Below are 23848 nucleotides of genomic sequence, written 5' to 3'. Positions count from 1 at the left end.
AAAGGAGCCATTGGCTCCTTTTTTCATGCTTCTCTCAAACTCAACCCGGCAAACTCAACCCGGCAACTCAGTGAGTAGCAGGTTCAGCGCTTTCACCATTGGCCTGAGCAGCTTCCTGCGCGGCTTTCTGCTGATACAGGGCATCGAAGTTGATCGGTGCCAGCATCAGTGGAGGGAAACCACCCTTAATAACCATAGCGTCTACGCTTTCACGCAGGTATGGGAACAGGATGTTAGGGCACATAGCGCCCAGCATTGGTTTCATCTGCTGTTCCGGAATGTTGGCCATAGCAAACAGACCAGCCTGAACCAGCTCAACCAGGAAACCGGTTTCGCCTTCGTTGGTAGCCGTCACAGTCACTTTAACGAATACTTCGTAGTGGTTTTCATCCACTTTACGTGCACCACTGTTCAGATCCAGTTTGATCTCTGGTTTCCACTCTTTGGTGAAGACCACAGGTGCATTAGGCGCTTCAAAAGAAGCATCTTTGATGTAAATACGCTGCAGAGCAAACTGCGGCTGGTTGTTCTCAGACATGTTTTCCCCTTAAAAATAAAACCGCAATCAGCCGCGCACTACCGGCAGGTTCTGATTGCTCCACTCCATCATGCCGCCGCTCATGCGTACTGCATTAAAGCCTTTCTCGCGCAGCGTTTTGCCGGCCATATTGACCGTCTGACCGCTTTTACACACCAGAATCAGAGGCTTATCTTTGTACTTGTCGAGCTCATTCATACGGCTCGCCAGTGCAGAGAACGGAATATTGACAGCATTGGCGATGTGTCCGGCATTGAAATCCTTGGAATCGCGGATATCAACAAACACAGCATCTTCACTGTTAGCCATTCTGGTAGCCTGCGACGTTGATACCGACAGGCCACTGCGACGGTTGTTGTCCCACAACAGCGCCAGCAGAAACGCGCCCCAGATACCTACCAGCCACCAGTGATTGGCCACGAAATCAAACAGACGATCCATAACTTCTCATCATCAAATCAAAAAGAAGGCCGGAGTATACCGTCTGAGTGTGACAGGAACCACCGCCGGTAAAAAAGTCCACAGCGTCAGCCGCGCCAGATCGTGGCTTTCGGCCAAATTAACCCATGACTATCGGACTGTGAGCAAAATTCAATCAATTCCGACTCTTTTACTCAGTCGCAGACGCGACTTAACAGGGCGTTTTTGGGTACAATAGGGCCAACTTTGGTCAAAAAACTGAGTCCATTTTAATGAATTCGCGCCCTGTACCTACTGCACTGATCATTCTCGATGGCTGGGGCTATCGTGAAGAAACTGATAACAACGCCATTGCCAACGCCAATACCCCGACCTGGGATCGCCTGCTGACTGACTACCCCAGCACTCTGATCCAGACATCTGGCGAGGCCGTTGGTCTGCCTGACGGCCAGATGGGCAACTCCGAAGTTGGCCATATGAACCTCGGCGCCGGACGCATCGTTTATCAGAACTTCACGCGCATCAACAAGACCATCAAAGACGATGAGCTGGGCAATAACGCCGCGCTGACCAACGCCATCGACAAAGCCGTGGCCAACGGCAGTGCCGTGCACTTCACCGGTCTGCTGTCACCAGGCGGCGTGCACAGTCACGAAGAACATCTGGTGGCTCTGCTTAAACTGGCAAAAGCGCGTGGTGCAGAAAAAGTCTATGTTCATGCCATTCTCGATGGCCGTGATATGCCACCGCGTTCCGCCGCGCCATCCATCAAACTGATCGAAGACACCTTCGCCGAACTGGGCAATGGCCAGATCGCCTCCGTTGTTGGCCGCTTCTTCGCCATGGACCGCGATAACCGCTGGGAACGTGTGCAGCAGGCCTACGATGCCATGACGCTGGGCAAAGCAGAGTTCAGCGCTGACACCGCCAGCAACGCTCTGGCCGCAGCTTACGAGCGTGACGAAAATGACGAATTCGTCAAAGCCACTGTGATTGGTGGTGCTGACGGCAGCATTAAAGACGGCGACAGCGTTATCTGCTTTAACTTCCGTCCGGACCGTGCCCGTGAAATCACCCGCGCACTGGTCGAAGGCGATGACTTCAAAGGCTTTGAGCGTACAGCACGCCCGGCTCTGGCCGACTACGTGATGCTGACCGAGTATGCCGCAGACATCAAAGCCAGCTGCGCCTTCCCGCCGGAAACCCTGCACAACGGCATCGGCGAGTACGTGTCCTCACTGGGCATGAAGCAGCTGCGCATCGCCGAAACCGAAAAATACGCCCACGTGACCTTCTTCTTCTCTGGTGGTCAGGAAGCGGAATACGATGGCGAAACCCGTATTCTGGTCAAATCTCCGGACGTGGCCACTTACGACCTGCAGCCTGAGATGAGCGCACCGGAAGTCACCGACAAACTGGTTGAAGCCATCAAAAACCGCGAATACGATCTGATCGTATGTAACTACGCCAATGGCGACATGGTTGGCCACACCGGTGTTTATGATGCGGCAGTGAAAGCTGCGGAATGCATTGATGAATGCCTGAAGCGGGTCACCGATGCGCTGCTGGAAGTGGGTGGCGAATGCCTGATTACCGCAGACCACGGTAACGCAGAACAGATGCTGGATGACAATGGCCAGGCCATGACCCAGCACACCACCGGGCCGGTGAACCTGATTTACGTGAACCAGCGTGAGCAGGCCAGCATCCAGCCTGGCCGCCTGTGCGATGTATCCCCTACGCTGCTGGCGATGATGGGAATCGAACAACCCGCTGAAATGACAGGAACCAGCCTGGTCAGCTACAAGTGAGATAAACCCGATGATCAGACCGCTGTTGTTGTGCGGCCTGGTGCTGGCGTTTCTGTCAGCACCTGCTTCGGCAAATGACGAAGCCAGACTGAAAGAACTGCAAGCCGAAATCGCCAAACTCGAACAGTGGCTTAACTCCGCTAAGGACGAGTTTTCTGACCTGAACGCCAAACTGCGTAAATCCGATGAGGAAATCGCAGCCATCAGCAAACAGATTCAGGAAACCCGCCGTCAGTTAGCGGAGGAAAAAGATCGCCTAAAAAAGCTGCGGCAGGAGCAGGGACAGCTCCGCGAACTTCGCCAGCAACACCGTAATCACCTGGCTGAGCAGCTGCGCGCGGCGCAGAAACTGGGCAATGAAGGCCCGGTGAAACTGCTGCTCAATCAGGATGACCCACAACTGGCGCAACGTATGATGCGCTACTTCGGCTACTTCAATACTGCCCGCATTGAGCGTATTCAGCACATCATCGCTGAGCTGACGCGCCTCGATCAGATCGCCGAACTCATCAGTGAATCAGAGCGCAAACTGCAGGTCAGCGAACAGAACCTGATCGCCGAAAACAAGCGGCTGGCCCAGGGCAAAAAAGATCAGCAACAACTGCTGGCCAGCCTGCAATCGCGCATGAATTCAGAACAGAAACGGCTGGCGCAGAAACAGGCCGACCGTAAGCGCCTTGAATCCCTGCTGAATGAAGTGCAGACGCTGCTGGAAACCAGCCCGCGTAAAAACGACGCGCGCCCGTTCCGCGCGCTGAAAGGCAAACTGCCGATGCCGGTCGACGGACGTATCCGTTATGCCTTTGGCAACCGTACCAGCGATGGCAAATCACGCTGGGAAGGCTGGATGATGAGCGCCAATGAAGGGGCTCCGGTACGCGCCGTGCATCACGGACGTGTGGTCTATTCCGACTGGCTGCGCGGCTTTGGCCTGCTCACCATTCTCGATCACGGCGACGGCTACCTGAGCCTGTATGCGCACAATCAGGCGCTGATGAATTCCGTTGGCCAATGGGTCAACCAGGGCGAAACCATCGCCACGGCCGGGCGCAGTGGTGGTCTGGATCAGGCCGGTCTATATTTTGAAATCCGTTACAAAGGTCAGCCACAGGATCCGGCAGTCTGGATCAAACGCTGATCAGCACGTGCCATACAGCTGAGCCATAACCAGATAAACCATAATCAGATAAACAGGGATGGAAAGGCCCATAACTGTCAGCAGAAGAACGCTCAATTGCAGTGAGTTCTGCTGACTTTTGTGCCATTCTTAACGGCAAACTTTCACTCCGGAAGCCTTAGCATCACTATGTTCACCTCTCAGACCGCATTCGGCCCCAAACTGCTGCTCTCCGCTCTTATCAGTACCTGCCTGCTGCTCCCGGCACAGGCCGAAGAAGCACCCGCGGCTGATACCCCTTCCGCTGATCATCTGCAGGGCCAGCTGCCGCTGGAAGAACTGCGCAATTTCACCGAGATTTTTGAGCGTATCCGCTCTTCTTATGTGGAAGAAGTGGATGACACCACACTGCTGGAATACGCCATCGACGGCATGCTGTCTTCCCTTGATCCGCACTCTGCCTATCTGCAGCCGGAAGATTTCTCCGACCTGCAGGAAAACACCTCCGGCAAGTTCGGTGGTCTGGGTATTGAAGTCGGTCAGCAGGACGGTCTGATTCTGGTGGTAACACCGATTGATGAAAGCCCGGCGCAACAGGCCGGTATCAAAGCCGGTGACCTGATCGTCAGCCTCGACGGTGAAGCCGTGATGGGCATGAGCCTGAACGATGCGGTGGAAAAGATGCGCGGTGAACCGGGTACCGACATCACCCTCGAAATCCGCCGCAAAAACGAAAAAGAACTGCTGACCTACACCCTGACCCGCGCCGAGATCAAAGTTGCCAGCGTGCGTACCGATATGTTCAGCGGTGATATTGGCTATGTGCGTATCACCCAGTTCCAGGAAAAAACCGGCAGCGAATTAGCCTCTGCCGTACAGGAATGGCGTGACAGCGGCAAGCTCAACGGCATCATTCTGGATCTGCGCAATAACCCGGGTGGCGTGCTGGATGCCGCGGTGGATGTGGTCGATACCTTTATCAGCCAGGGGCTGATTGTGTATACCAAAGGCCGTACGGCCGCCTCCGAACTGAGCTACAGCGCCACTAACCATACTCCGGCCGGCAAAGTGCCTGTTGTGGTACTGATTAATGGTGGCTCGGCATCGGCCTCGGAAATCGTTGCCGGCGCCCTGCAGGATCATAAGCGCGCGGTCATCGTTGGCACCCAGTCGTTCGGCAAGGGCTCAGTACAGAGCGTACTGCCAATCACCCAGGACCGGGCGATCAAGCTGACCACAGCACGTTATTTCACCCCGGATGGCCGTTCTATTCAGGCTCAGGGCATCACCCCGGATATCTGGGTAGAGCAAAGCGAAGTGACCCCTTACGAACAGCGTTATTACAAAGAATCTGATCTGCCGGGCCACCTTGCCAATCCGGGTGGAAAAGCCTCAGATGCGGCAGAAAACGCTGACAAACAGGCCGACAGCGAAAGCGAAAGCGCACAGGCCGCCGAAAGCAGCCTGCTGAAAAAGGACTTCCAGCTGTATGAAGCCCACACCCTGCTGCGTGGTGTCGGCATTCTGGGACTGCGTCAGGAGTAACGCTTGAACAACCGCCGTACCCGGGCAAACACTCTTGCCCGGATCGGTCTGCCGCTGTGCCTGACACTGCTGGCAGGACTGATCCCTTCCCTGAGCCGCGCCGCTGAGCTGCTGCTGATCATTGACGATGTCGGTTATAACCGCAAACTCGGCGAACAGGCCGTGGCCCTGCCAGCGCCGGTTAATCTGGCGTTCCTGCCCCATACGCCCTTCGCTGCCCGGCTGGCAGAAAAAGCCAGCGACAAAGGCCATGTCATCATGCTGCACGCGCCAATGGATAATGAACAGGGAGCCAAACTGGGGCCCGGCGGACTGCACGGCGATATGGATCAGCATACCCTGCAACAGGTGCTGCTGGATGATCTCGAATCCATCCCCCACGTTCAGGGCTTTAATAACCACACCGGCAGCCTGTTAACGCAGAACCCGCAGGCAATGAACTGGGTGATGGAAATTGCCCGCCAGCAGGGACTGTTTTTTATCGACAGCCTCACCAGTGCTGCCAGCGTTGCCCGTCAGAAAGCCGATGCTAATGGCGTACCGGCGCTGGACCGCGATGTATTCCTCGACAACCTGCGCGATGAAGAATCGCTGTCAGCCCAGTTTGAGCGGGCAGTAGCGCTTGCGCAGAAGCGCGGCTATGCCGTGATCATCGGTCATCCCTATCCGGAAACACTGGCCTTTCTGCATAAAGCTTTGCCGGCTCTGGAGCCCAGAAATGTGCGCCTGACCAGCATTGATCAGTTCCTGCGCCAACGTCTGTGGTCGCGCCTGATTGCGCCGGAGCCTGCCCCTTCGCGCTACCTGCTGCACAGTTCGCCAATATTTGAACCAGAGCCTGAACCAGAGTCTGCTGCAGAGATCAAAGCGGAGCGCTGACCCGCTCCCATGTTCTGCACTTCGTCCGCACGTCTTTAGCACTCCTTTTGCACTTCTTTCTCACGATGGATACTGAAAAGACGCGGAAGAACAGAAACGCCGCTGCCGTCGACTCAGCTCATCAGTGATGAAGATCAGGGAAGCCAGTACAGCAAAATGAAGAAATGGCACGGAATGGCCTGATAAAAATCTGATCCCTGTCGCCAATACTTGTACCATGGTTTCATTTTTATTAATCTCAGGACAGATTAATGAGGGGACAAGAATGATCAATACCCATGGCAGACCCGCAACGAGCCGCCTGTTTCTGGCTTTTTTCCTGTTTGGCGGACTTTCTTTTACTGCGTCATCGCACGCCAGCTCTGTAGCCGTCGATGACTACACCGTTGAACTTTACGACATCTACTGCACCGCCTGCCATGCGGTAAAAGCCTCCGGCGCCCCTCAGGCCTTCACCAGTGAATGGCATGACCGCCTCGATAAAGGCATGGAAACCCTGGTCAATCACGCGATTAACGGCATCGGCAATATGCCGCCCATGGGCACCTGCGTGGAATGCAGTGCCGACGATCTGCACGACATCATTCAGTACATGGCGCAGGAGCAGTAAGCATGAATTTCGACCGTATTAAACTTAATCGCCGTGAACTGTTAAAAGCCTCCGGCGCGGCGCTTATTGCCGCTGGTACCGCCGGCACTACAGCCTGCAGCAGCAACGTAAAAACCGAAGAAACACCGGGCATTATCGGCCCCGACGGTAAGCGCGTGCTGCCCTGGAGCAACTGGTCCGGCAACCAGCATTGCCAGCCTGCCCAGCGCCTGGTGCCGAAAAATGAAGATGAACTGGCCGGCATTCTGAAAACCGCCCGCCAACCGATCCGCTGCGTTGGCTCCGGCCACAGCTTCAGCGGACTGGTGCCCACCGATCAGACCCTGTTGTCTCTTGCCCGTTTACGCGGCGTCGAAAATGCTGACCTGAACACCATGGAAGCCGATGTCTGGGCCGGTACACGCCTGTCCCAGCTGGGCGACAAACTCTGGGATCAGGGTATGTCGGTAATCAATATGTCCGACATCGATACCCAGGCTTTTGGCGGCGCGCTGGCAACATCGACCCACGGCACCGGCAAGGATCTGGGGACGATTTCCACTCAGGTAAAAAGTCTGCGTATTGCCAATTCCAGTGGTGATATTCTGCACTGCAGCGCTACTCAGAATGCCGATCTGTTCAATGCTGCACGCAACAATATCGGCGCGCTCGGCGTGGTAACCCAGGCCCGCATCGGCACCGAAAAAGCCTACTATCTGAAAGAACACAGCTGGATGATGTCGGAAGAAGAAGGGCTGGAACGCGCGGCAGAATTACGCGATGCCCACCGCCATTACGAAATGTATGCGCTGCCCCACGGCGACTATATGCTGGGGATTGCCATCGACAAAATCGATCCGGCGGATATTCCGGAAAAACCTCCGGTTGAAAGCGGCGACGCGTATGAAGCCTTCCGTACACTGGCCAACGTTGTGGATTATCTGCCCTTCCTGCGCGGCTGGCTGGTGAACTTTGGTGCCAGCGGCGTGGAACCCGAAACACGCTATGGGCCATCCCACGAGATATTCGGCAACCTGCGTGATATCCGCTTTAACGAAATGGAATACACGGTACCGGCGGAAGTCGGCCCACAGTGTTTACGTGAAATTCTGCACACCATTAAAAAGCAGAATATTCCCGTGGTTTTTCCTATCGAAGCACGCTACATCAAAGGCGACGATGTCTGGCTCAGCCCGTTTTATCAGCGTGATGGTTTCTCCATCAGCTGCCACAACTTCCATGACAAAGATTATAAAAAATACTTTGCCGCCATTGAGCCGATCTTCTGGAAGTACGACGGCCGTCCACACTGGGGAAAAATCCACACATTAGCCGCCAAAGAATTTGCTGCCCGCTATGAACGCTTTAATGACTTCCTTCGTATCCGTGCTGAAATGGACCCGCAGGGATTATTTCTTAACGACCATATCCGCAAAGTGCTGGGGATTGTCTGAGGCAGTTTTCTGAGCAATAAAAAGCCCGCGATCGCGGGCTTTTAAATTCGGAATTACTTGCGCGCTTTTCTCACCAGATCATACGCCGTCTGAATCTCCTGGGTTTTCTCCTTGGCCAGTTTCATCATTTCTTCCGGCAGACCTTTGGCGATCAGTTTATCCGGGTGATGCTGACTCATAAGTTTGCGGTAGGCTTTCTTCAGTTCATCATCGGAGGCATCGGCTTTTACCCCCAGCACCGCGTAAGCATTTTTCAGCTGCACAGCACTGCCGCTATTCTGTTGCCCTGGCCTGCCCTGATAGCCGGAAGAATACCCCCGCGAACCACTATTCATGGCTGCCTGAATCCGGCCGTGAATCCATTCAAACTGAAAAACGCTGATGCCCAGATCGCGGCATAATTTATCGAACAGCTTACGTTCTTCCACCGATAACTTGCCGTCGGCGTACGCTACGCTGAGCTGAATTTCCATAAACATCTGTGCCAGTTCGGTACGCTGGGTAAAGAGGTTACGCAGCATGGAAAGATCAGATGCCAGATTCAGTTGCGGGTTTTTGCCTTCGGTGAAGAAATTAATAGCAGCCTGACGCTGCGGACCGCTTAAGCCCATCTGATTCATAATATGACTGGCGGCATCAATTTCCTGCTCACTGACACGGCCATCGGCTTTCGCCAGACGGCCCATGACACGAAACGTGGCGCGGAAAAATACCTGCTGAATCTGTGCCCGCCCAGCGGAGCCACTGGCCACCGCGGCCTGACCGAGAAGAACTTTACTTAATGCCTGGTCAAACAGATGTCCGGCAAAAGCTCCGACCAGTAATCCGAAAGGGCCGCCACTGACAAAACCAATCAGGGCGCCGATCAGTTTCCCGGCCCAGAATTTTCCTGCAACTGAACTCATGCGAAGGCCATTTTCTGCTGTTGCAGCCGGGCTTCCAGTTCCGCCAGACGTTGTGGTGTACCAACATCCACCCAGTCGTTGCTGAGCTGCTCACCGAGCATCCGGCCGTTATCCATGGCTTCACGTAACAGTGGTGCCAGCGGGAATTTTCCGGGCGTGCAATCACGGAACAGCTGCGGATGGAGAATACTGATGCCGCTGAAGGTCAGCTTCATTGTCGTGTTGTGTGAATTTTGCTGTGCTCTGGAAACATCCTGAGCGAGTGGATTAATCACCTTACCGTCCTGCAAAATAAAATCGCCGTCGGGGTTATGCTCCGGATTATCCACCAGCCATAAATAGCCAAGACTGGAATTCAGTGTTACCTCAGCGGCGGAACGGTAATCCCAGTCAGTCCATACATCGCCGTTCACCAGCAGAAATGGCTCATTACCCTCCGCGCCGGATAACATAGGCAACGCCTTGAGAATGCCGCCACCGGTTTCCAGCGCTTCGCTTTCTGCCGAGTACTGAATCTGTGCACCAAAGGCGCGGCCATCGCCGAGCTGTTGTTCGATTTTGTGGCCAAGGTAGGCGTGATTAATCACCAGTTCGGTAAAACCTGCAGCCACCAGCTTTTCGATGTGATGCACAATCAGGGATTTGCCCGCCAGCGGTAACAGAGGCTTAGGGCACTGATCGGTCAAGGGTGCCATCCGCGTGCCGCGCCCGGCGGCTAAAATCATGGCTTTCATTCGGCACTGCTGTCCCGCAGCGCCTCAGTACCTGCTGGCGGAATAAGCGCATTCAGTGAGGCCAATGCCGGCATAAAGCGCTTTTCCAGCCACTGACTGAAGGCTTCAAATTCATCATAGCGGCTGCAGATTTCCTGCAGGTACTGACAGGTATTGGGGATGTCGGCCAGATAACCGGGTTTGCCGTCACGCAGATTCAGACGGGCAAAAATACCCGCCACTTTTAAATGACGCTGCATGCTCACCCAGTCGAAGTCGCGCTGAAATTCTTCCCAGCTGTCGAGATATACCCCGAGCGGCCGGGCGGCTTCCCAGTATTCTGCCGCCAGTTCGTCCACCAGCGCTTGTGGCCAGCGCACATAGCTGTCGCGCAACAGCGAAATCAGATCGTAGGTCGCCGGTCCGGCCACAGCATCCTGAAAATCAATGACCCCCAGTGAACCGTCATCCCGCAGCATCAGATTGCGCGAATGAAAATCCCGGTGCACGACGACCTGACGCTGCGCCAATGCCCGTTCGCGCAGGGTAGTGAATACAGATTGCAGCATATCCTGCTCTGCGCCGGACAGCTCCATGCCCAACTGTTGCTGACACAGCCAGTCCGGGAACAGCGCCATTTCCCGATCCAGCAGTTCGGCATCATAAACCGGCAGATTTTTAACCGGCATGGTCTGGATATGCAGCAGCTGACGTATCGCCTGGCGATAGTAATCACTGACTTCGCTCAGGGTGATGTCATCGCGGTGCAACGCCGGCCACAGCAGACGGTCGCCGAAATCTTCCAGCAGCATAAAGCCACGTTCAAAGTCGTAATCAATAACCCTTGGTACCGCGACTTCGTGATCGCGCCAGGCTTTGGCGATGGCGACAAATCTGGGGTTATCTTCCTTATCCGCTGGAGCATCCACCGCGATCCAGCTGAAGTCTTTGTGCTGCAGGCGGAAGTAGCGGCGGAAACTGGCATCGCCGGAAACCATGGTTACTGTGAATTCCATCTGTGCACTGCTGCTGTCGGCAGCGCTTTCAACAGCGTTTTCCAGCGGACTGGCATCCCCTTCAGGGCTGGCAGCGATATTATTGTTAGCGTTACTGCTGGTATACCGACGGATTGCGTCGGCAGCCCAGCGCGCGAGATCGTCCCGGCGCTGATCCATATTGTCCTCTCAGACTCTGTCATTATCCGGGCAGCCAACAGACGGTCAGCTGGCCCTGTTTTGTTAAGTTTTACCGGCCGCGGGGAATCGCACGGCCCGACGAATCATCAAATCGTGTGCAAAGCCGCGCTGTTCAACGCGGTCTGTGCGGCTTTCTGCGGCCTGAAGCGGTTCTGTTTTGACGCAACCGTGTTGCGCACGGCCCGCTTAGCTGGCTAAATCACTCTGTTCATAGCAGCCGCATGGCCATTATGACCATCAACAGGCCTGTTAATTCATGGCGGCAGGCCCTAAAATTGGGCGCTTTTGTGGCTACCGGATTGCTCCGGGAACCTGCGGTTATTTGCAGGGGCTAAGATAACACACTCAATATGGATAGGCGCTACAGCCACACATGACTCAGCTTCATCCCGTCAGACATTGTTTTTCTGCCAGCCGCCAACTGCTTTCTTCTGCTGTGGCCTGCGCTTCGTTAGCGCTGGCATTCGCCGCGGGCAGCGCTTCTGCCGACGATTCTGTTCCGCCTCTGGGCTGGTATCCACGTGATCAGCTGAGCGCAGAAGAACAGGAAATCCTGCCGGATTTCTGCAGCGGCAATTACCGCGTACCTGAATTTACCCGCTTACCGGAAGGCCGCATTGAAGCGGAAGCCGATGAATCCACCTCTGACCGTGACGGCAATACCGTGCTCAGCGGTGATGTGATTATTCGTCAGACCGATCAGCGCCTCAGTGCCGACACCGTACGCTGGAATCAGACCAGTTACTCAGGCCAGCTTGATGGCAGCGTGTCCCTCGCCAGCCCGGATATGGTGCTGTATGGCGAGTCCGCCACCATCCTTAACGGTGGCGAAGTGGTTAACTTTTATAACTCCGAATATTCAGTGCCCGCACGCCACTTCCGCGGTACCGCAGACAGCATCGAAACACCGGAAGAGAATAAGCTGGATCTGACCAACGCCACCTTTACCTTCTGTGAGCCGGGTCAGAACGACTGGGATCTCGCCGCCAGTGAGCTGCACCTGAATCAGGAAACCGGCATTGGCAGCGCCTGGCATACCCGCCTGCGCATCAAAGAAGTGCCGGTGATGTACATCCCTTATTACCGCTTTCCGATCGACGACCGTCGGATGACGGGTTTCCTTGACCCCAGCTTTACCGTCAACGGTGAAGGTCAGGCAGAAGATATTCAGATTCCGTTTTACTGGAACATTGCTCCCAACGCCGATGCCACCATTATTGGTCACCATATCCTTGACCGGGGCATGCTGTGGGAAACCCAGTTCCGCCATAAAACGGCGTTGCTTGGTGATGGCGAGCTGAACTACGGCTACCTTGGCCATGACGCCACGGAAGATGATGAACGCTGGCTGATCAACTACCAGCAGTCCGGCACCTTCGGCCATGGCTGGAGCCACGACTGGGTCTACAACCACCTCAGCGACAAAGACTATCTGTCGGATATGAGCCCGGCGGCAGCCGTGGACCGTACCACACACATGCCGCGCCGCGGCGTGATTCAGTGGAATCAACGCGCCTGGCACTTCGATATCACAGCGGAAGGTTTTCAGACCATCGACGATTCCATTGCCCTGCGCAACCGCCCCTATCGCCGTCTGCCGCAGCTGAACCTGAGTTATTCTGAGGTGCAGATTAATAACTGGCAGTTTGGCCAGAAGCTGCAGACCACCCGCTTTACCCGTGACGAAACCGCGACGATCGGTAGTTCTGAACAAACCCTGAGCGGCTTTGACGCCCTCAACGGCGACCGTATTCTGTCTGACAGCAAAGTGGCGTACCCGATGGAATGGCCATTCGGCTTCCTGACGCCGGCGGCGGAATACCGTTACCGCGCTTACAACCTGACTAACGCAGACGACACCCTCGGCGATTTTGATACCGACATCAGCCATGGCGCACCGCGTTACAGCGTCGATGGCGGCCTGTATTTCGACCGTGAATTCAACTTCTTTGGTGAGGAATACCAGCAGACGCTGGAACCACGTCTGTATTGGGTGAAAAGCCCTTACATCAGCGATCAGAACGAGATTCCGAACTTCGACAGTACGCGCACCACAGTGACCTACGCCAGCCTGTTTCAGGGTGACCGCTTTACCGGTGGCGACCGTCTTGCCGACCTCGACCAGATCAGCGCCGGTATCACCACGCGCTTTATTAATGCCTCCGGTATGGAACGTTTCCGCGCCAGTGCCGGTCGCATCTGGTACAACGGCGACCGGCTGGTGCAACTTAACGGCACCACACTGCCGGAGCGGGATACCCAGGGCACATCCAGTCTGCTGGGTGAAGTGGAATGGAGCCCGGGCATGAACTGGTCTCTGTACCATACACTGGAATGGAACAGCTACCACGACTTCGCCGTACAGCGCCGCTATGGTGCGCGCTATGCCAGCGACGAGAACCGTTTCTTTAATCTGGCAACCAACACCACCCAGTACTGGAACAACACGGATGAAACCGTAGAGACCACTACCCGCCAGATTGATATCGGGGCGTTCTGGGCCCTCAACGACCGCTGGGCTCTGGTGGGCCGTCAGTTGCGTGATATGCGTTCCTACGACAACGATGAGCGCAGCCCGATCAGCCCGGTACTGGAATCGCTGATCGGTTTTGAATATCAGAACTGCTGCTGGCGCACCCAGATTATGTACCGCAAGACCTCGCCGCGCGATACAGACGCCGGCACCGAATACAGTACCAAAGAACGCTACGGCCTGATGCTCAGCATCCAGCTGAAAGGTCTCAGTACCTTCGGCAGCAGTGGCGACAGCATTATCAGTGAAGGCATAACCGGATACTCAAGACGTAAATACCATGACTATTAAGAATTTCCTGCTCAGCAGCCTGCTGGCGGCCATCAGCTTCACCAGCCAGGCCGCGCCTCAACTCCTCGACGAAGTAGCCGCCGTGGTTGAAGACGACGTCATTATGCAGAGCGAACTCGATGCACGCATCGATATGATCGAGAAGCAGGCCCAGGGCAAATCCTTACCTCCGGCCGACGTCTTACGCAGCCAGGTGCTGGAGCAGATGATTACCGAAAGCATCCAGCTGCAGATGGCTGACCGTGCTGGTGTGCGCATCAGTGATGATCAGATGACTGAAGCCCTGAACCGCATCGCGGCGCAGAACAAAATGAGTCTGGATCAGTTCCGCCAGACCATGGAGTCTGAGGGCGTTCCGTTTGATCAGGCGCGCAGCCAGATTGAAAATGAAATGCGCATCAGCCGTGTGCAACGTTATCAGGTGGGAGAGCGCATCCAGATCACAGATCAGGACGTGGATTACTTCCTCGCCTCTGATCTCGGCAAAATGGCCTCCGCCGCTGAGTTCCACCTCGGCCATATCCTGATTTCTGTGCCGTCAGACGCTTCCGCCTCTGACCTGAAAAAAGCCAAAGCCAAAGCCGATGAGCTGGTGAAAAAGCTGCGTAATGGCGCTGATTTCCGCGAGACTGCCATTGCTGAATCCGCTGGCCAGAACGCCCTCAACGGCGGTGATCTGGGCTGGCGTAAAGAAGCTCAGCTGCCGGGTATCTTTGCCGATGCTGTGCCGAAACTGAATGCCGGTCAGGTGGCTGATCCGATCAAAAGCGCCAGTGGCTTTCATATTGTAAAAGTTCTGGAAAAGCGTGGTGGTACCACCAAGCTGATCACCCAGACCAAAACCCGTCATATTCTGATTCAGACTAACGAACTGCGCGATCAGCAGGACGCCAAAGACCTGATCGCCAGCATCTACCAGCGCCTGCAGGCCGGTGAAGACTTTGCAGCCCTGGCGCGCGAATACAGCGACGATCCGGGCAGCGGCGCCAGTGGCGGCGACCTTGGCTGGGTAAATCCGGGCGATATGGTGCCGTCCTTTGACGCCACCATGCAGGAAACCGCTGTTGGTCATATCAGTGCGCCGTTTGAAAGCCAGTTCGGCTGGCACATCCTGCAGGTCGAAGACCGCCGGGAAACTGACGTTGGCGCCGAAAACCAGCGTAATCAGGTGCGCAACATGCTTTATCAGCGCCGCTTTGAAGAAGAACTGCCAATCTGGCTGCGTAAGATCCGCTCTGAAGCTTACGTCGATATCAAGGCTGACTCATGAGCGCACGTCTGGCGATTACCGCTGGCGAACCTGCCGGCATTGGTCCGGATCTGTGCATTCAGATCGCCCAGGAAGTCCGCCACTGCGAACTGGTGGTGATCGCTGACCCGCAGCTGCTGGAACAGCGCGCACGTGAGCTTGAGCTGCCGCTGACCATCCGCCTGTTCAGCGACGCTGAGCCACTGTGCATTGATGAGCCGGGAACACTCTGTGTCTGCCCGGTTGAACTGCAAGCCCCGGTGACGGCTGGTGAACTGAACGTCGCCAACAGCCACTACGTGCTGGAAACCCTGCGCGTCGCCGTACAGGGTGCCCTTGATAAGCGCTGGCAGGGTATTGTTACCGCGCCGGTGCACAAAGGCATTATCAACGATGCCGGTATCCACTTCAGTGGTCATACCGAGTATTTCCGCGATTACTGCGGCGTTGAAGAAGTGGTGATGATGCTCGCCACCAGCGATCTGCGCGTAGCATTAGTAACCACTCACCTGCCGCTCAGGGACGTTGCTGACGCAATTACAGCGGATCGTATCAAGCGCGTTACCCGTATCCTTGATCACGATCTGAAAACCTTCTTCGGCATTGCTGCACCGCATATTCTGGTGGCGGGCCTGAACCCGCACGCCGGCGAAGACGGCCATCTGGGGCGCGAAGAACTGGATATTATTATCCCCACCCTGAATGAACTCAGGGCAGAAGGTATGAATCTCACCGGTCCCCTGCCGGCAGATACCCTCTATACTCCAAAACATCTTGAACACGCTGACGCGACTCTGGCCATGTACCATGATCAGGGACTGCCGGTGCTGAAATTCCACGGCTTCGGCCGCGCTGCCAACATCACCCTTGGCATGCCGGTTATCCGTACCTCCGTGGATCACGGTACCGCACTGGATCTGGCTGCGACAGGAACCGCCGACGCCGGCAGCCTGCACACCGCCATCGACGTCGCTCTGCAAATGGCACAGGCACATGTCCGATAATAAACACAGCAAGACGCATATTCCCAAAGCCCAGGGCCATAAAGCCCGTAAACGCTTTGGTCAGAACTTCCTTCACGATAGCCATGTGATCGACAAGATCGTGCGTGCCATCAACCCGAAACACAGCGACGCACTGGTCGAAATCGGCCCAGGCATGGGGGCTCTGACCGAGCCGTTACTGGATGCCTGCGGCAAACTCGATGTGGTGGAACTGGACCGCGATCTGATTCCGATTCTGCGCACCAAGTTCTTCAACTACCCTGAGTTCACCATTCACGAAGGGGATGCCCTGAAGTTCGACTTCAACACCATTCTCAAGCCGGGTCAGCAGCTGCGTATCGTCGGTAACCTGCCGTACAACATCTCAACGCCGCTGATCTTCCACTTTCTGGCGCATCACACCATCGTCAAAGATATGCACTTTATGCTGCAGAAAGAGGTGGTTGACCGTCTGGCCGCCGGACCGGGAACCTCAGATTATGGCCGTCTGGGTATTATGGCGCAGTACTACTGCAAGGTTGAGCCACTGTTTATTGTCGGCCCGGGCTCCTTCAATCCGCCGCCTAAGGTCGACTCCGCCATTGTGCGTCTGTCTCCTTATGATGAACTGCCCTGCCCGGCCAAAGACATCAAAACGCTGGAACGGGTTGTTCGGGAAGCCTTCAGTATGCGCCGTAAGACCCTGCGTAATACACTGAAGAACCTGATCAGTGCAGAGCAGCTGGAAGCCCTCGGCATTGATAACGGGCTGCGTCCTGAGCGCCTGACGCTGCAGGAATACGTCTGTATCGCTGATGCCGTCTATGAGCTGCAGCAACAGGCCGACGACACTAACGGAGAGACATAAATGATTACTGACGAGCTTAACGAAAGCATCCGCGTCAGCGTCGAAACCGAATATCTGGATGAGCAATCGGTACCGGAAGATAAGCGTTTTGTCTTCGCCTACCATATTGCCATCAACAACAAGGGTGAACAGGCTGCAACCCTGCGCACCCGCCACTGGTTTATCACCGATGGCAACAATGAAATGCAGGAAGTGAAAGGCGATGGCGTGGTCGGTGAACAACCGACCATTGAACCAGGCGAAACCTACCGCTATTCATCCGGTTCTGTGCTGGCCACTGAAGTGGGCAGCATGCGTGGCTACTATGTGATGGAAGCCGATGACGGCACCCTGTTCCATGCCACTGTTCCTGTCTTTACTCTGGCCATCCCTTCTGCGCTCAACTGACCACCGGCCGCACGGTCGACCATAAGATTACTATATGGCAATATACGCATTCGGCGACATTCAAGGTTGCTTTGAACCGCTTCAGCGCCTGCTGGCAAAAGTAAACTACGATCCGCAGCAGGATCAGTTATGGTTTGCCGGTGATCTGGTTAACCGTGGCCCGATGTCGCTGGAAACACTGCGCTTTATTAAAGGTCTGGGTCATCGCGCCCGCTGTGTACTTGGCAATCACGATCTGCACCTGCTGGCGATCCATTACGGCGGTCAATCAGTGCGCAATCACGATACCCTGATGCCCATACTTGGTGCGCCGGATCGCGAAGAACTGATGGACTGGCTCAGATTTCAGCCATTGGTTATTCTCGATGAAGGCCGCAACTGGTGTATGAGCCATGCCGGTATTCCGCCCAAGTGGAGCGCACGCAAAGCCCGCCGCCTGGCTCAGGAAGTCGAAGACGTGCTGCAGAGCAACCATTGCGAAGATTTCTTCCGCAATATGTACGGCAACCTGCCAAACCGCTGGCAGAAAGGCCTGCAGGGCATCGACCGGCAACGGCTGATCGTGAATTACCTGACGCGCATGCGCTTTATCAGTGCCGATGGCGAGCTGGATCTTACCAGTAAAGAAGGCGTCGAAACCGCGCCGGAAGGCTATATTCCATGGTTCGAAGCCGCCGGACGCAAAGCCGTGGGAACCCGTCTGCTGTTTGGCCACTGGGCCGCACTGGAAGGGAATGTCCCGGTACCCGATATTTATGCCCTCGACACAGGTTGTGTCTGGGGTGGACAACTGTCAGCCCTGCGCCTGGATGATCAGCAATGGTTCCGGGTGCCGGCCCAACCGGAGAATTAACTATGAGTGGTTTCCAGCGTATTTCCGCAGGCGATGCCAAGGCCTTGATTGAACAGGGAAATCTGAACGTTGCCGATATCCGTGATGCCATGAGTTACCAGTCTGGCCACATCAGCAAAGCACAGCGTGTGGACAACGATAACCTTAAAGAATTTATGGGCTCTGTCAGCAAAGATGACCCATTACTGGTCTGTTGTTATCACGGCAACTCCAGCCAGGGTGCCGCACAGTTCTTCGCCGGTCAGGGGTTCAGCAAAGTCTACAGTCTCGATGGCGGATATGAGATGTGGAAACTGGCTTTTCCGGACCTGACGGAAGCCTGATAAAACCTGCTTAAAGGCCCGTTTTTACGGGCCTTTTTTATTTTCACAGTGCGCTGTTTTTAATTCTGTTTTTAACCCTTCCTACCAAAGTTGCGAACCCCCTTTACAGTTTCGGGCACGTTCAATGCATAGTCTTTTTACCAACGGCAGAAATTTGTCATAAAAAATTCCTGCTTTTTCTATCAACATTTTTTTACTGGTATATACCAGAAACTCTGAACCATACTATGGCAGAGACATCGGAATTTAATTACGGGTTTTTATGTAGTAATCGTAGCAAAGTAGCCTGACAAATCAGGTGAACGGAGAGGTGAACTTATGAGTGTATTCAGCCGGTATAAAGACAGGTATCAGTCGACCCAGGAAGAGGTCATGAGCCTGCAGGACTACCTTGAACTCTGTAAGAAAGATAAATCCGTTTATGCCACTGCCGCTGAGCGTATGCTGATGGCCATTGGCGAACCACAACTGATTGAAACATCCAAAGACATACGCCTCAGCCGTATTTTCTCCAACAAAGTCATCAAGCGATACCCCGCGTTTTCTGAATTCTACGGCATGGAAGAGGCCGTTGAGAATATTGTTTCTTACTTCCGCCACGCCGCGCAGGGGCTGGAAGAACGCAAACAGATCCTTTATCTGCTGGGCCCTGTAGGTGGTGGTAAGTCCTCACTTGCAGAGCGTCTGAAACACCTGATGGAAACCATTCCTTTTTATGCCATTAAGGGATCTCCGGTTTTCGAATCACCGCTGGGTCTGTTTGATCCGAATGAAGATGCCGCCATCCTCGAAGAAGATTATGGCATCCCCAGCCGTTACCTGGGCAAGGTGATGTCCCCGTGGGCAGTAAAACGTCTACATGAATTTGGCGGTGATATCAGTAAGTTCGAAGTCGTTAAACTCTACCCATCCATTCTCGACCAGGTCGGTGTTACCAAAACCGAACCGGGCGATGAGAACAACCAGGATATTTCCTCTCTGGTGGGTAAAGTCGATATCCGCAAACTGGAAGATTTCTCTCAGGACGACCCGGATGCTTACTCCTACTCCGGTGGTCTGTGCCGTGCTAACCAGGGCCTGATGGAATTCGTGGAAATGTTCAAGGCCCCCATTAAAGTGTTACACCCGTTACTTACCGCTACACAGGAAGGTAACTACAACGGTACCGAAGGCATGGGCGCGATTCCTTATGAAGGCATCCTGCTTGCTCACTCCAACGAATCTGAATGGCAGACGTTCCGCAACAACAAGAATAACGAAGCATTCCTCGACCGGGTGTACATCGTTAAAGTCCCTTATTGTCTGCGCGTAAATGAAGAAGTAAAAATTTACGAAAAACTGCTGTCCAGCAGCTCACTGGCTGCCGCCCATTGCGCGCCGGATACCCTGAGCATGTTGGCTAAGTTTTCTGTACTGTCGCGCCTGAAAGTGCCGGATAATTCCAGCATTTATTCAAAAATGCGCATCTACAATGGTGAGAACCTGAAAGATACGGATCCGAAAGCCAAGTCCATTCAGGAATACCGTGATGCCGCTGGCGTCGATGAAGGCATGAACGGTATTTCGACCCGTTTTGCATTCAAGATTCTGTCTAAGGTATTTAACTTTGATACCACAGAAGTTGCTGCCAACCCGGTTCACCTGCTTTATGTACTGGAACAGGCGATTGAGCAGGAGCAGTTCCCGGAAGAAACTCACGACCGTTACCTGAACTACCTGAAAGAATATCTGGCAACCGATTACGTAGAGTTTATCGGTAAAGAAATTCAGACCGCCTACCTCGAGTCTTATGCCGAGTACGGTCAGAACATCTTTGACCGTTACGTAACCTACGCTGATTTCTGGATTCAGGATCAGGAATACCGTGATCCGGAAACCGGTGAAATGTTTGACCGTGTTGCCATCAACGAAGAACTGGAGAAAATTGAAAAAGCAGCAGGCATCAGCAATCCGAAAGATTTCCGTAATGAAATCGTTAACTTCGTGTTACGCGCCCGCGCCAACAACAATGGCAATAATCCTTCCTGGCAGTCGTACGAAAAAATGCGTGCGGTTATCGAGAAGAAAATGTTTGCCAATACCGAAGATCTTCTGCCGGTCATTTCCTTCTCGGCGAAATCTTCTTCTGACGATCAGAAGAAACACGATGACTTTGTCGACCGCATGGTTGCCCGCGGTTATACAGAGAAACAGGTCCGTCTGTTGTCAGAATGGTATCTGCGCGTACGTAAGTCACAGTAAGACTGAATCCCACCGGGCAACCGGTGGGTTTTATTCCGGGGCAACTATTTCCGGAACAGCAGGAGAAGTGTATGTCGTATATCATTGATCGGCGCCTGAACGGAAAGAACAAAAGCATGGTTAACCGGCAGCGTTTTCTTGAACGCTACCGCAAGCACATCAAAGAAGCCGTAACCGAGTCCGTTAATGGCCGCTCCATTACCGATATGGAACGTGGAGAACAGATCAGTATTCCTACCCGTAATACTCATGAGCCTTCCATTTCACATGGTCCGGGAGGCAAACAGCACCGGGTATTCCCTGGTAATAAAGAATTTGCTACCGGCGATGAGCTGGAAAAACCTCAGGGGGGCGGCGGTGGTGGTGCCGGTTCCGGTAATGCCAGCAATCAGGGTAAAGGGGAAGACGAATTTTCTTTTTACATCACCAAAGAAGAGTTTCTGACTTATCTGTTCGATGACCTTGAGTTACCGAACATGATCAAAAAAACACTGAGTCAGACCAAAGATTTCAAAACCCGCCGCGCCGGTTTTGTTTCTGAAGGTACGCCAAACAATCTTTCCGTCGTGCGTTCTCTGCGTAATGCCCACGCACGCCGTATTGGTATGACGGTTGGCAAACGCAAAAAACTGAAAGAGCTGAAGCTGGCGCTGGAAGCGCTTAATCCAACGGAAGATGATACCCGTGCGGAAGTCTCCGCATTGCGTGAACAGATCGAGTCACTGGAAGGTAAACTGAAAAATGTTCCTTTCCTCGATGATATTGATCTGCGCTACCGCAGCCAGGTCAAAGTGCCGACACCAAGCAGTAAAGCGGTCATGTTCTGCCTGATGGATGTTTCCGGCTCCATGACTCAGGATATTAAAGACATTGCCAAGCGCTTTTATATTCTGCTGTATCTTTTCCTGCAGAAGAATTACGAACACATTGAGCTGGTGTTTATCCGACACCACACCAGTGCTAAAGAAGTGGATGAGCAGGATTTCTTCTACTCCCGGGAAACCGGCGGCACCATCGTATCCAGTGCACTGAAGCTGATGCATGACATTGTGCAGGAGCGTTACAGCTCCAGCGAATGGAACATTTACGCAGCGCAGGCATCGGATGGTGACAACTGGGACGACGACTCCCCGGTCTGCTCGCAGATCCTGCAGAAGCAGCTGCTGCCGCTGGTGCAGTATTTTGCCTACATTGAAATTACGCCTAACCAGCATCAGGCTCTTTGGGAAGCCTACACCGGCTTACAGAAATCCCATCCAGCAGAATTTGCCATGGCACAGATCCGCAGCCCGGCAGATATTTTCCCGGTCTTCCGCGACCTGTTTGCGAAAGAACGGCATCAGGAGGCGTCATGAACGAGAACGTACCTGCTAAAGAACGTCAGTACCTGTCGACGGATTCTGACTGGAATTTTGAGCTGTTAGAAACCTACGACCGGGAAATTGCCCGCATTGCTGCAGGTTATCAGCTGGACACTTACCCCAATCAGATTGAAATCATCAGCGCTGAGCAGATGATGGACGCCTACTCGTCTGTCGGTATGCCCATCGGTTACAACCACTGGTCTTACGGCAAGCAATTCCTGCACACGCAGAAAAATTATCAGCGTGGTCAGATGGGGCTGGCTTATGAGATTGTGATTAACTCCAATCCCTGCATTGCCTATCTGATGGAAGAAAACACCATGCCGATGCAGGCACTGGTGATCGCACATGCCTGCTATGGTCATAACTCGTTCTTCAAAGGTAATTACCTGTTCCGTACCTGGACGGATGCCAGTGCCATTATCGATTATCTGGTATTCGCCAAAAATTATGTGCGCAAGTGCGAAGAACGCCACGGTCAGGCCGAAGTAGAACAGGTACTCGACGCCTGCCACGCTCTGCAGAACTATGGTGTCGACCGTTACCGCCGGCCAAAGCCGATTTCTGCCGCAGAAGAAAAAATGCGTCAGGAAGAACGGGAAAGCATTCTGCAGCAGCAGGTCAATGATCTGTGGCGCACACTGCCAAGTTCGCCAAAAGAGGAAGCGAAAAAACGGACTAAGCGTAAATTCCCGGATGAACCGCAGGAAAATATTCTGTATTTCCTGGAAAAGAACGCGCCGCTACTCGCACCATGGCAACGTGAGCTGATCCGCATTGTGCGTAAAATATCTCAGTATTTTTATCCACAACGCCAGACTCAGGTGATGAACGAAGGCTGGGCGACGTTCTGGCACTACACCCTGCTGAATCACCTTTATGATGAAGGTAAAGTGACCGACGGTTTTATGATGGAAATTCTGTCATCGCACAGTAACGTCATTTATCAGCCGGGTTACGATTCACCTTATTACAGCGGCATTAACCCGTACGCACTGGGATTCAACATGTTCCGCGATATTAAACGGATCTGTGAAAACCCGACCGACGAAGACCGCGAGTGGTTCCCGGAAATGGCCGGCAAAGACTGGCTGGAAACCCTGCACTTCGCCATGCGTAACTTTAAGGATGAAAGTTTTATTCAGCAGTTCCTGTCGCCGAATATGATGCGTGAATTCCATATGTTCAGCATTTACGACGACGACGAAAAAGATCACTACAAAGTTGAGGCGATTCACAACGACCAGGGCTACCGCAAAATTCGCGAAAGTCTGGCCAGTCAGTACGATCTGTCCCGGCGCGAACCGAATATTCAGATTACCAATGTGGATATCGAGGGTGACCGCTCTCTGACCTTGCGTCATACCATGCAAAACGACACACCGCTGTCAGAAGACGTGCACGAAGTGATGAAGCATCTGCATTTCCTCTGGGGCTTTGATATTCATCTGGAAACCTGTAAAGACGATCGACTGATCAAACGCCAGAGTGTGCCGGACATGAAAATGCCGTAATACTCTTTCCCCAAACACAGCCACATTCACCAACAAAAAAAGGCCGCATCAGCGCACTGCTGTCCCACAGTTTAA

General features: G+C 53.9%; 21 protein-coding genes. 16 read left to right on the top strand and 5 right to left on the bottom strand.

What is annotated here, in order from left to right; all coding sequences use genetic code 11:
- Positions 1-67: 67 nt before the first annotated feature.
- Positions 68-538: a protein-export chaperone SecB gene (gene secB, locus B2Z72_RS08030; protein ID WP_296982103.1), complete on the bottom strand. Its 471-nt coding sequence runs from the start codon at positions 536-538 to the stop codon at positions 68-70.
- A 27-nt stretch (positions 539-565) separates the two neighbouring features.
- Positions 566-979, bottom strand: coding sequence for a rhodanese-like domain-containing protein (locus B2Z72_RS08025; protein ID WP_296982102.1), 414 nt, complete (start codon positions 977-979; stop codon positions 566-568).
- Positions 980-1230: 251 nt separating this feature from the next.
- Between B2Z72_RS08025 and gpmI the strand changes: the two genes are divergently transcribed.
- The 6 genes from gpmI to B2Z72_RS07995 all read left to right on the top strand — a co-directional run bounded on the left by gpmI (position 1231) and on the right by B2Z72_RS07995 (position 8353).
- The gene (gene gpmI / locus B2Z72_RS08020) at positions 1231-2769 is read left to right on the top strand and encodes a 2,3-bisphosphoglycerate-independent phosphoglycerate mutase (protein WP_296982101.1); all 1539 of its coding nucleotides are present in this window, start codon (positions 1231-1233) and stop codon (positions 2767-2769) included.
- Positions 2770-2779: 10 nt separating this feature from the next.
- Positions 2780-3907 (top strand): murein hydrolase activator EnvC family protein, encoded by a 1128-nt coding sequence (locus B2Z72_RS08015; protein WP_296982099.1) that lies wholly within the window; start codon positions 2780-2782, stop codon positions 3905-3907.
- Between the two features lie 168 nt (positions 3908-4075).
- The gene (locus B2Z72_RS08010; protein WP_296982097.1) at positions 4076-5431 is read left to right on the top strand and encodes a S41 family peptidase; all 1356 of its coding nucleotides are present in this window, start codon (positions 4076-4078) and stop codon (positions 5429-5431) included.
- 3 nt (positions 5432-5434) lie between these two features.
- A complete protein-coding gene (locus tag B2Z72_RS08005) occupies positions 5435-6310 on the top strand; it encodes a divergent polysaccharide deacetylase family protein (RefSeq protein ID WP_297004508.1) in 876 nt (291 codons plus the stop codon).
- Between the two features lie 265 nt (positions 6311-6575).
- On the top strand, positions 6576-6920 hold the full coding sequence (locus B2Z72_RS08000) for a c-type cytochrome (RefSeq protein WP_296982092.1): 345 nt from the start codon (positions 6576-6578) through the stop codon (positions 6918-6920).
- A gap of 2 nt (positions 6921-6922) precedes the next feature.
- Positions 6923-8353, top strand: a complete 1431-nt coding sequence (locus B2Z72_RS07995) for a D-arabinono-1,4-lactone oxidase (protein WP_296982090.1) — start codon at positions 6923-6925, stop codon at positions 8351-8353.
- A gap of 53 nt (positions 8354-8406) precedes the next feature.
- On the opposite strand, the gene djlA is transcribed toward B2Z72_RS07995, so the two are convergent.
- The 3 genes from djlA to B2Z72_RS07980 are packed head-to-tail and all read right to left on the bottom strand — an operon-like array spanning position 8407 to position 11146.
- Positions 8407-9258 carry a co-chaperone DjlA gene (gene djlA / locus B2Z72_RS07990; RefSeq protein WP_297004505.1) on the bottom strand — a complete coding sequence of 284 codons (852 nt, stop codon included), beginning with the start codon at positions 9256-9258 and terminating at the stop codon, positions 8407-8409.
- A complete protein-coding gene (gene murU, locus B2Z72_RS07985; protein WP_296982824.1) occupies positions 9255-9992 on the bottom strand; it encodes an N-acetylmuramate alpha-1-phosphate uridylyltransferase MurU in 738 nt (245 codons plus the stop codon). Before murU ends, djlA begins: the two co-directional genes overlap by 4 nt.
- Entirely contained in the window at positions 9989-11146 is a 1158-nt protein-coding gene (locus tag B2Z72_RS07980) for an aminoglycoside phosphotransferase family protein (protein ID WP_296982823.1), read from the bottom strand. The genes murU and B2Z72_RS07980 overlap by 4 nt, the downstream gene beginning before the upstream one ends.
- Positions 11147-11540: 394 nt before the next feature.
- On the opposite strand from B2Z72_RS07980, the gene B2Z72_RS07975 reads away from it, so the two are divergent.
- The 10 genes from B2Z72_RS07975 (at position 11541) to B2Z72_RS07930 (ending at position 23773) form a co-directional block, all read left to right on the top strand.
- Positions 11541-13991, top strand: a complete 2451-nt coding sequence (locus B2Z72_RS07975) for an LPS-assembly protein LptD (RefSeq protein WP_296982822.1) — start codon at positions 11541-11543, stop codon at positions 13989-13991.
- The gene (locus tag B2Z72_RS07970) at positions 13981-15261 is read left to right on the top strand and encodes a peptidylprolyl isomerase (RefSeq protein ID WP_296982821.1); all 1281 of its coding nucleotides are present in this window, start codon (positions 13981-13983) and stop codon (positions 15259-15261) included. The genes B2Z72_RS07975 and B2Z72_RS07970 overlap by 11 nt, the downstream gene beginning before the upstream one ends.
- Complete coding sequence (gene pdxA / locus B2Z72_RS07965) at positions 15258-16244, top strand: 4-hydroxythreonine-4-phosphate dehydrogenase PdxA (RefSeq protein WP_296982820.1); 987 nt, start codon at positions 15258-15260, stop codon at positions 16242-16244. Before B2Z72_RS07970 ends, pdxA begins: the two co-directional genes overlap by 4 nt.
- Positions 16234-17091: a 16S rRNA (adenine(1518)-N(6)/adenine(1519)-N(6))-dimethyltransferase RsmA gene (gene rsmA, locus B2Z72_RS07960; RefSeq protein WP_296982819.1), complete on the top strand. Its 858-nt coding sequence runs from the start codon at positions 16234-16236 to the stop codon at positions 17089-17091. Before pdxA ends, rsmA begins: the two co-directional genes overlap by 11 nt.
- The gene (gene apaG / locus B2Z72_RS07955) at positions 17092-17478 is read left to right on the top strand and encodes a Co2+/Mg2+ efflux protein ApaG (protein WP_296982818.1); all 387 of its coding nucleotides are present in this window, start codon (positions 17092-17094) and stop codon (positions 17476-17478) included.
- Positions 17479-17512: 34 nt separating this feature from the next.
- Positions 17513-18331: a symmetrical bis(5'-nucleosyl)-tetraphosphatase gene (locus B2Z72_RS07950; protein ID WP_296982817.1), complete on the top strand. Its 819-nt coding sequence runs from the start codon at positions 17513-17515 to the stop codon at positions 18329-18331.
- Positions 18332-18333: 2 nt separating this feature from the next.
- The gene (gene glpE, locus B2Z72_RS07945; RefSeq protein ID WP_296982816.1) at positions 18334-18654 is read left to right on the top strand and encodes a thiosulfate sulfurtransferase GlpE; all 321 of its coding nucleotides are present in this window, start codon (positions 18334-18336) and stop codon (positions 18652-18654) included.
- A 318-nt stretch (positions 18655-18972) separates the two neighbouring features.
- Positions 18973-20895 (top strand): PrkA family serine protein kinase, encoded by a 1923-nt coding sequence (locus tag B2Z72_RS07940; RefSeq protein WP_296982815.1) that lies wholly within the window; start codon positions 18973-18975, stop codon positions 20893-20895.
- 71 nt (positions 20896-20966) lie between these two features.
- The gene (locus B2Z72_RS07935) at positions 20967-22250 is read left to right on the top strand and encodes a YeaH/YhbH family protein (protein WP_296982814.1); all 1284 of its coding nucleotides are present in this window, start codon (positions 20967-20969) and stop codon (positions 22248-22250) included.
- The gene (locus tag B2Z72_RS07930) at positions 22247-23773 is read left to right on the top strand and encodes a SpoVR family protein (RefSeq protein ID WP_296982813.1); all 1527 of its coding nucleotides are present in this window, start codon (positions 22247-22249) and stop codon (positions 23771-23773) included. Before B2Z72_RS07935 ends, B2Z72_RS07930 begins: the two co-directional genes overlap by 4 nt.
- Positions 23774-23848: the final 75 nt, after the last annotated feature.

It is taken from the genome of Thalassolituus sp. UBA6592 (genome assembly GCF_002433655.1).
GTDB lineage: Bacteria > Pseudomonadota > Gammaproteobacteria > Pseudomonadales > Oceanobacteraceae > Venatoribacter.
This window is presented reverse-complemented; position numbering and strand designations above follow the sequence as displayed.

What these genes read in the sequence shown, in the direction of transcription:
- B2Z72_RS07975 (WP_296982822.1), top strand. Translation starts at nt 11,541, where the DNA reads ATGACTCAGCTTCATCCCGTCAGACATTGTTTTTCTGCCAGCCGCCAA.
- B2Z72_RS07980 (WP_296982823.1), bottom strand. Translation starts at nt 11,146, where the DNA reads ATGGATCAGCGCCGGGACGATCTCGCGCGCTGGGCTGCCGACGCAATC.
- B2Z72_RS08010 (WP_296982097.1), top strand. Translation starts at nt 4,076, where the DNA reads ATGTTCACCTCTCAGACCGCATTCGGCCCCAAACTGCTGCTCTCCGCT.
- B2Z72_RS08015 (WP_296982099.1), top strand. Translation starts at nt 2,780, where the DNA reads ATGATCAGACCGCTGTTGTTGTGCGGCCTGGTGCTGGCGTTTCTGTCA.
- B2Z72_RS07940 (WP_296982815.1), top strand. Translation starts at nt 18,973, where the DNA reads ATGAGTGTATTCAGCCGGTATAAAGACAGGTATCAGTCGACCCAGGAA.
- glpE (WP_296982816.1), top strand. Translation starts at nt 18,334, where the DNA reads ATGAGTGGTTTCCAGCGTATTTCCGCAGGCGATGCCAAGGCCTTGATT.
- apaG (WP_296982818.1), top strand. Translation starts at nt 17,092, where the DNA reads ATGATTACTGACGAGCTTAACGAAAGCATCCGCGTCAGCGTCGAAACC.
- B2Z72_RS08025 (WP_296982102.1), bottom strand. Translation starts at nt 979, where the DNA reads ATGGATCGTCTGTTTGATTTCGTGGCCAATCACTGGTGGCTGGTAGGT.
- B2Z72_RS07995 (WP_296982090.1), top strand. Translation starts at nt 6,923, where the DNA reads ATGAATTTCGACCGTATTAAACTTAATCGCCGTGAACTGTTAAAAGCC.
- B2Z72_RS07930 (WP_296982813.1), top strand. Translation starts at nt 22,247, where the DNA reads ATGAACGAGAACGTACCTGCTAAAGAACGTCAGTACCTGTCGACGGAT.
- B2Z72_RS07950 (WP_296982817.1), top strand. Translation starts at nt 17,513, where the DNA reads ATGGCAATATACGCATTCGGCGACATTCAAGGTTGCTTTGAACCGCTT.
- B2Z72_RS08000 (WP_296982092.1), top strand. Translation starts at nt 6,576, where the DNA reads ATGATCAATACCCATGGCAGACCCGCAACGAGCCGCCTGTTTCTGGCT.
- B2Z72_RS07970 (WP_296982821.1), top strand. Translation starts at nt 13,981, where the DNA reads ATGACTATTAAGAATTTCCTGCTCAGCAGCCTGCTGGCGGCCATCAGC.
- murU (WP_296982824.1), bottom strand. Translation starts at nt 9,992, where the DNA reads ATGAAAGCCATGATTTTAGCCGCCGGGCGCGGCACGCGGATGGCACCC.
- pdxA (WP_296982820.1), top strand. Translation starts at nt 15,258, where the DNA reads ATGAGCGCACGTCTGGCGATTACCGCTGGCGAACCTGCCGGCATTGGT.
- B2Z72_RS07935 (WP_296982814.1), top strand. Translation starts at nt 20,967, where the DNA reads ATGTCGTATATCATTGATCGGCGCCTGAACGGAAAGAACAAAAGCATG.
- secB (WP_296982103.1), bottom strand. Translation starts at nt 538, where the DNA reads ATGTCTGAGAACAACCAGCCGCAGTTTGCTCTGCAGCGTATTTACATC.
- rsmA (WP_296982819.1), top strand. Translation starts at nt 16,234, where the DNA reads ATGTCCGATAATAAACACAGCAAGACGCATATTCCCAAAGCCCAGGGC.
- gpmI (WP_296982101.1), top strand. Translation starts at nt 1,231, where the DNA reads ATGAATTCGCGCCCTGTACCTACTGCACTGATCATTCTCGATGGCTGG.
- djlA (WP_297004505.1), bottom strand. Translation starts at nt 9,258, where the DNA reads ATGAGTTCAGTTGCAGGAAAATTCTGGGCCGGGAAACTGATCGGCGCC.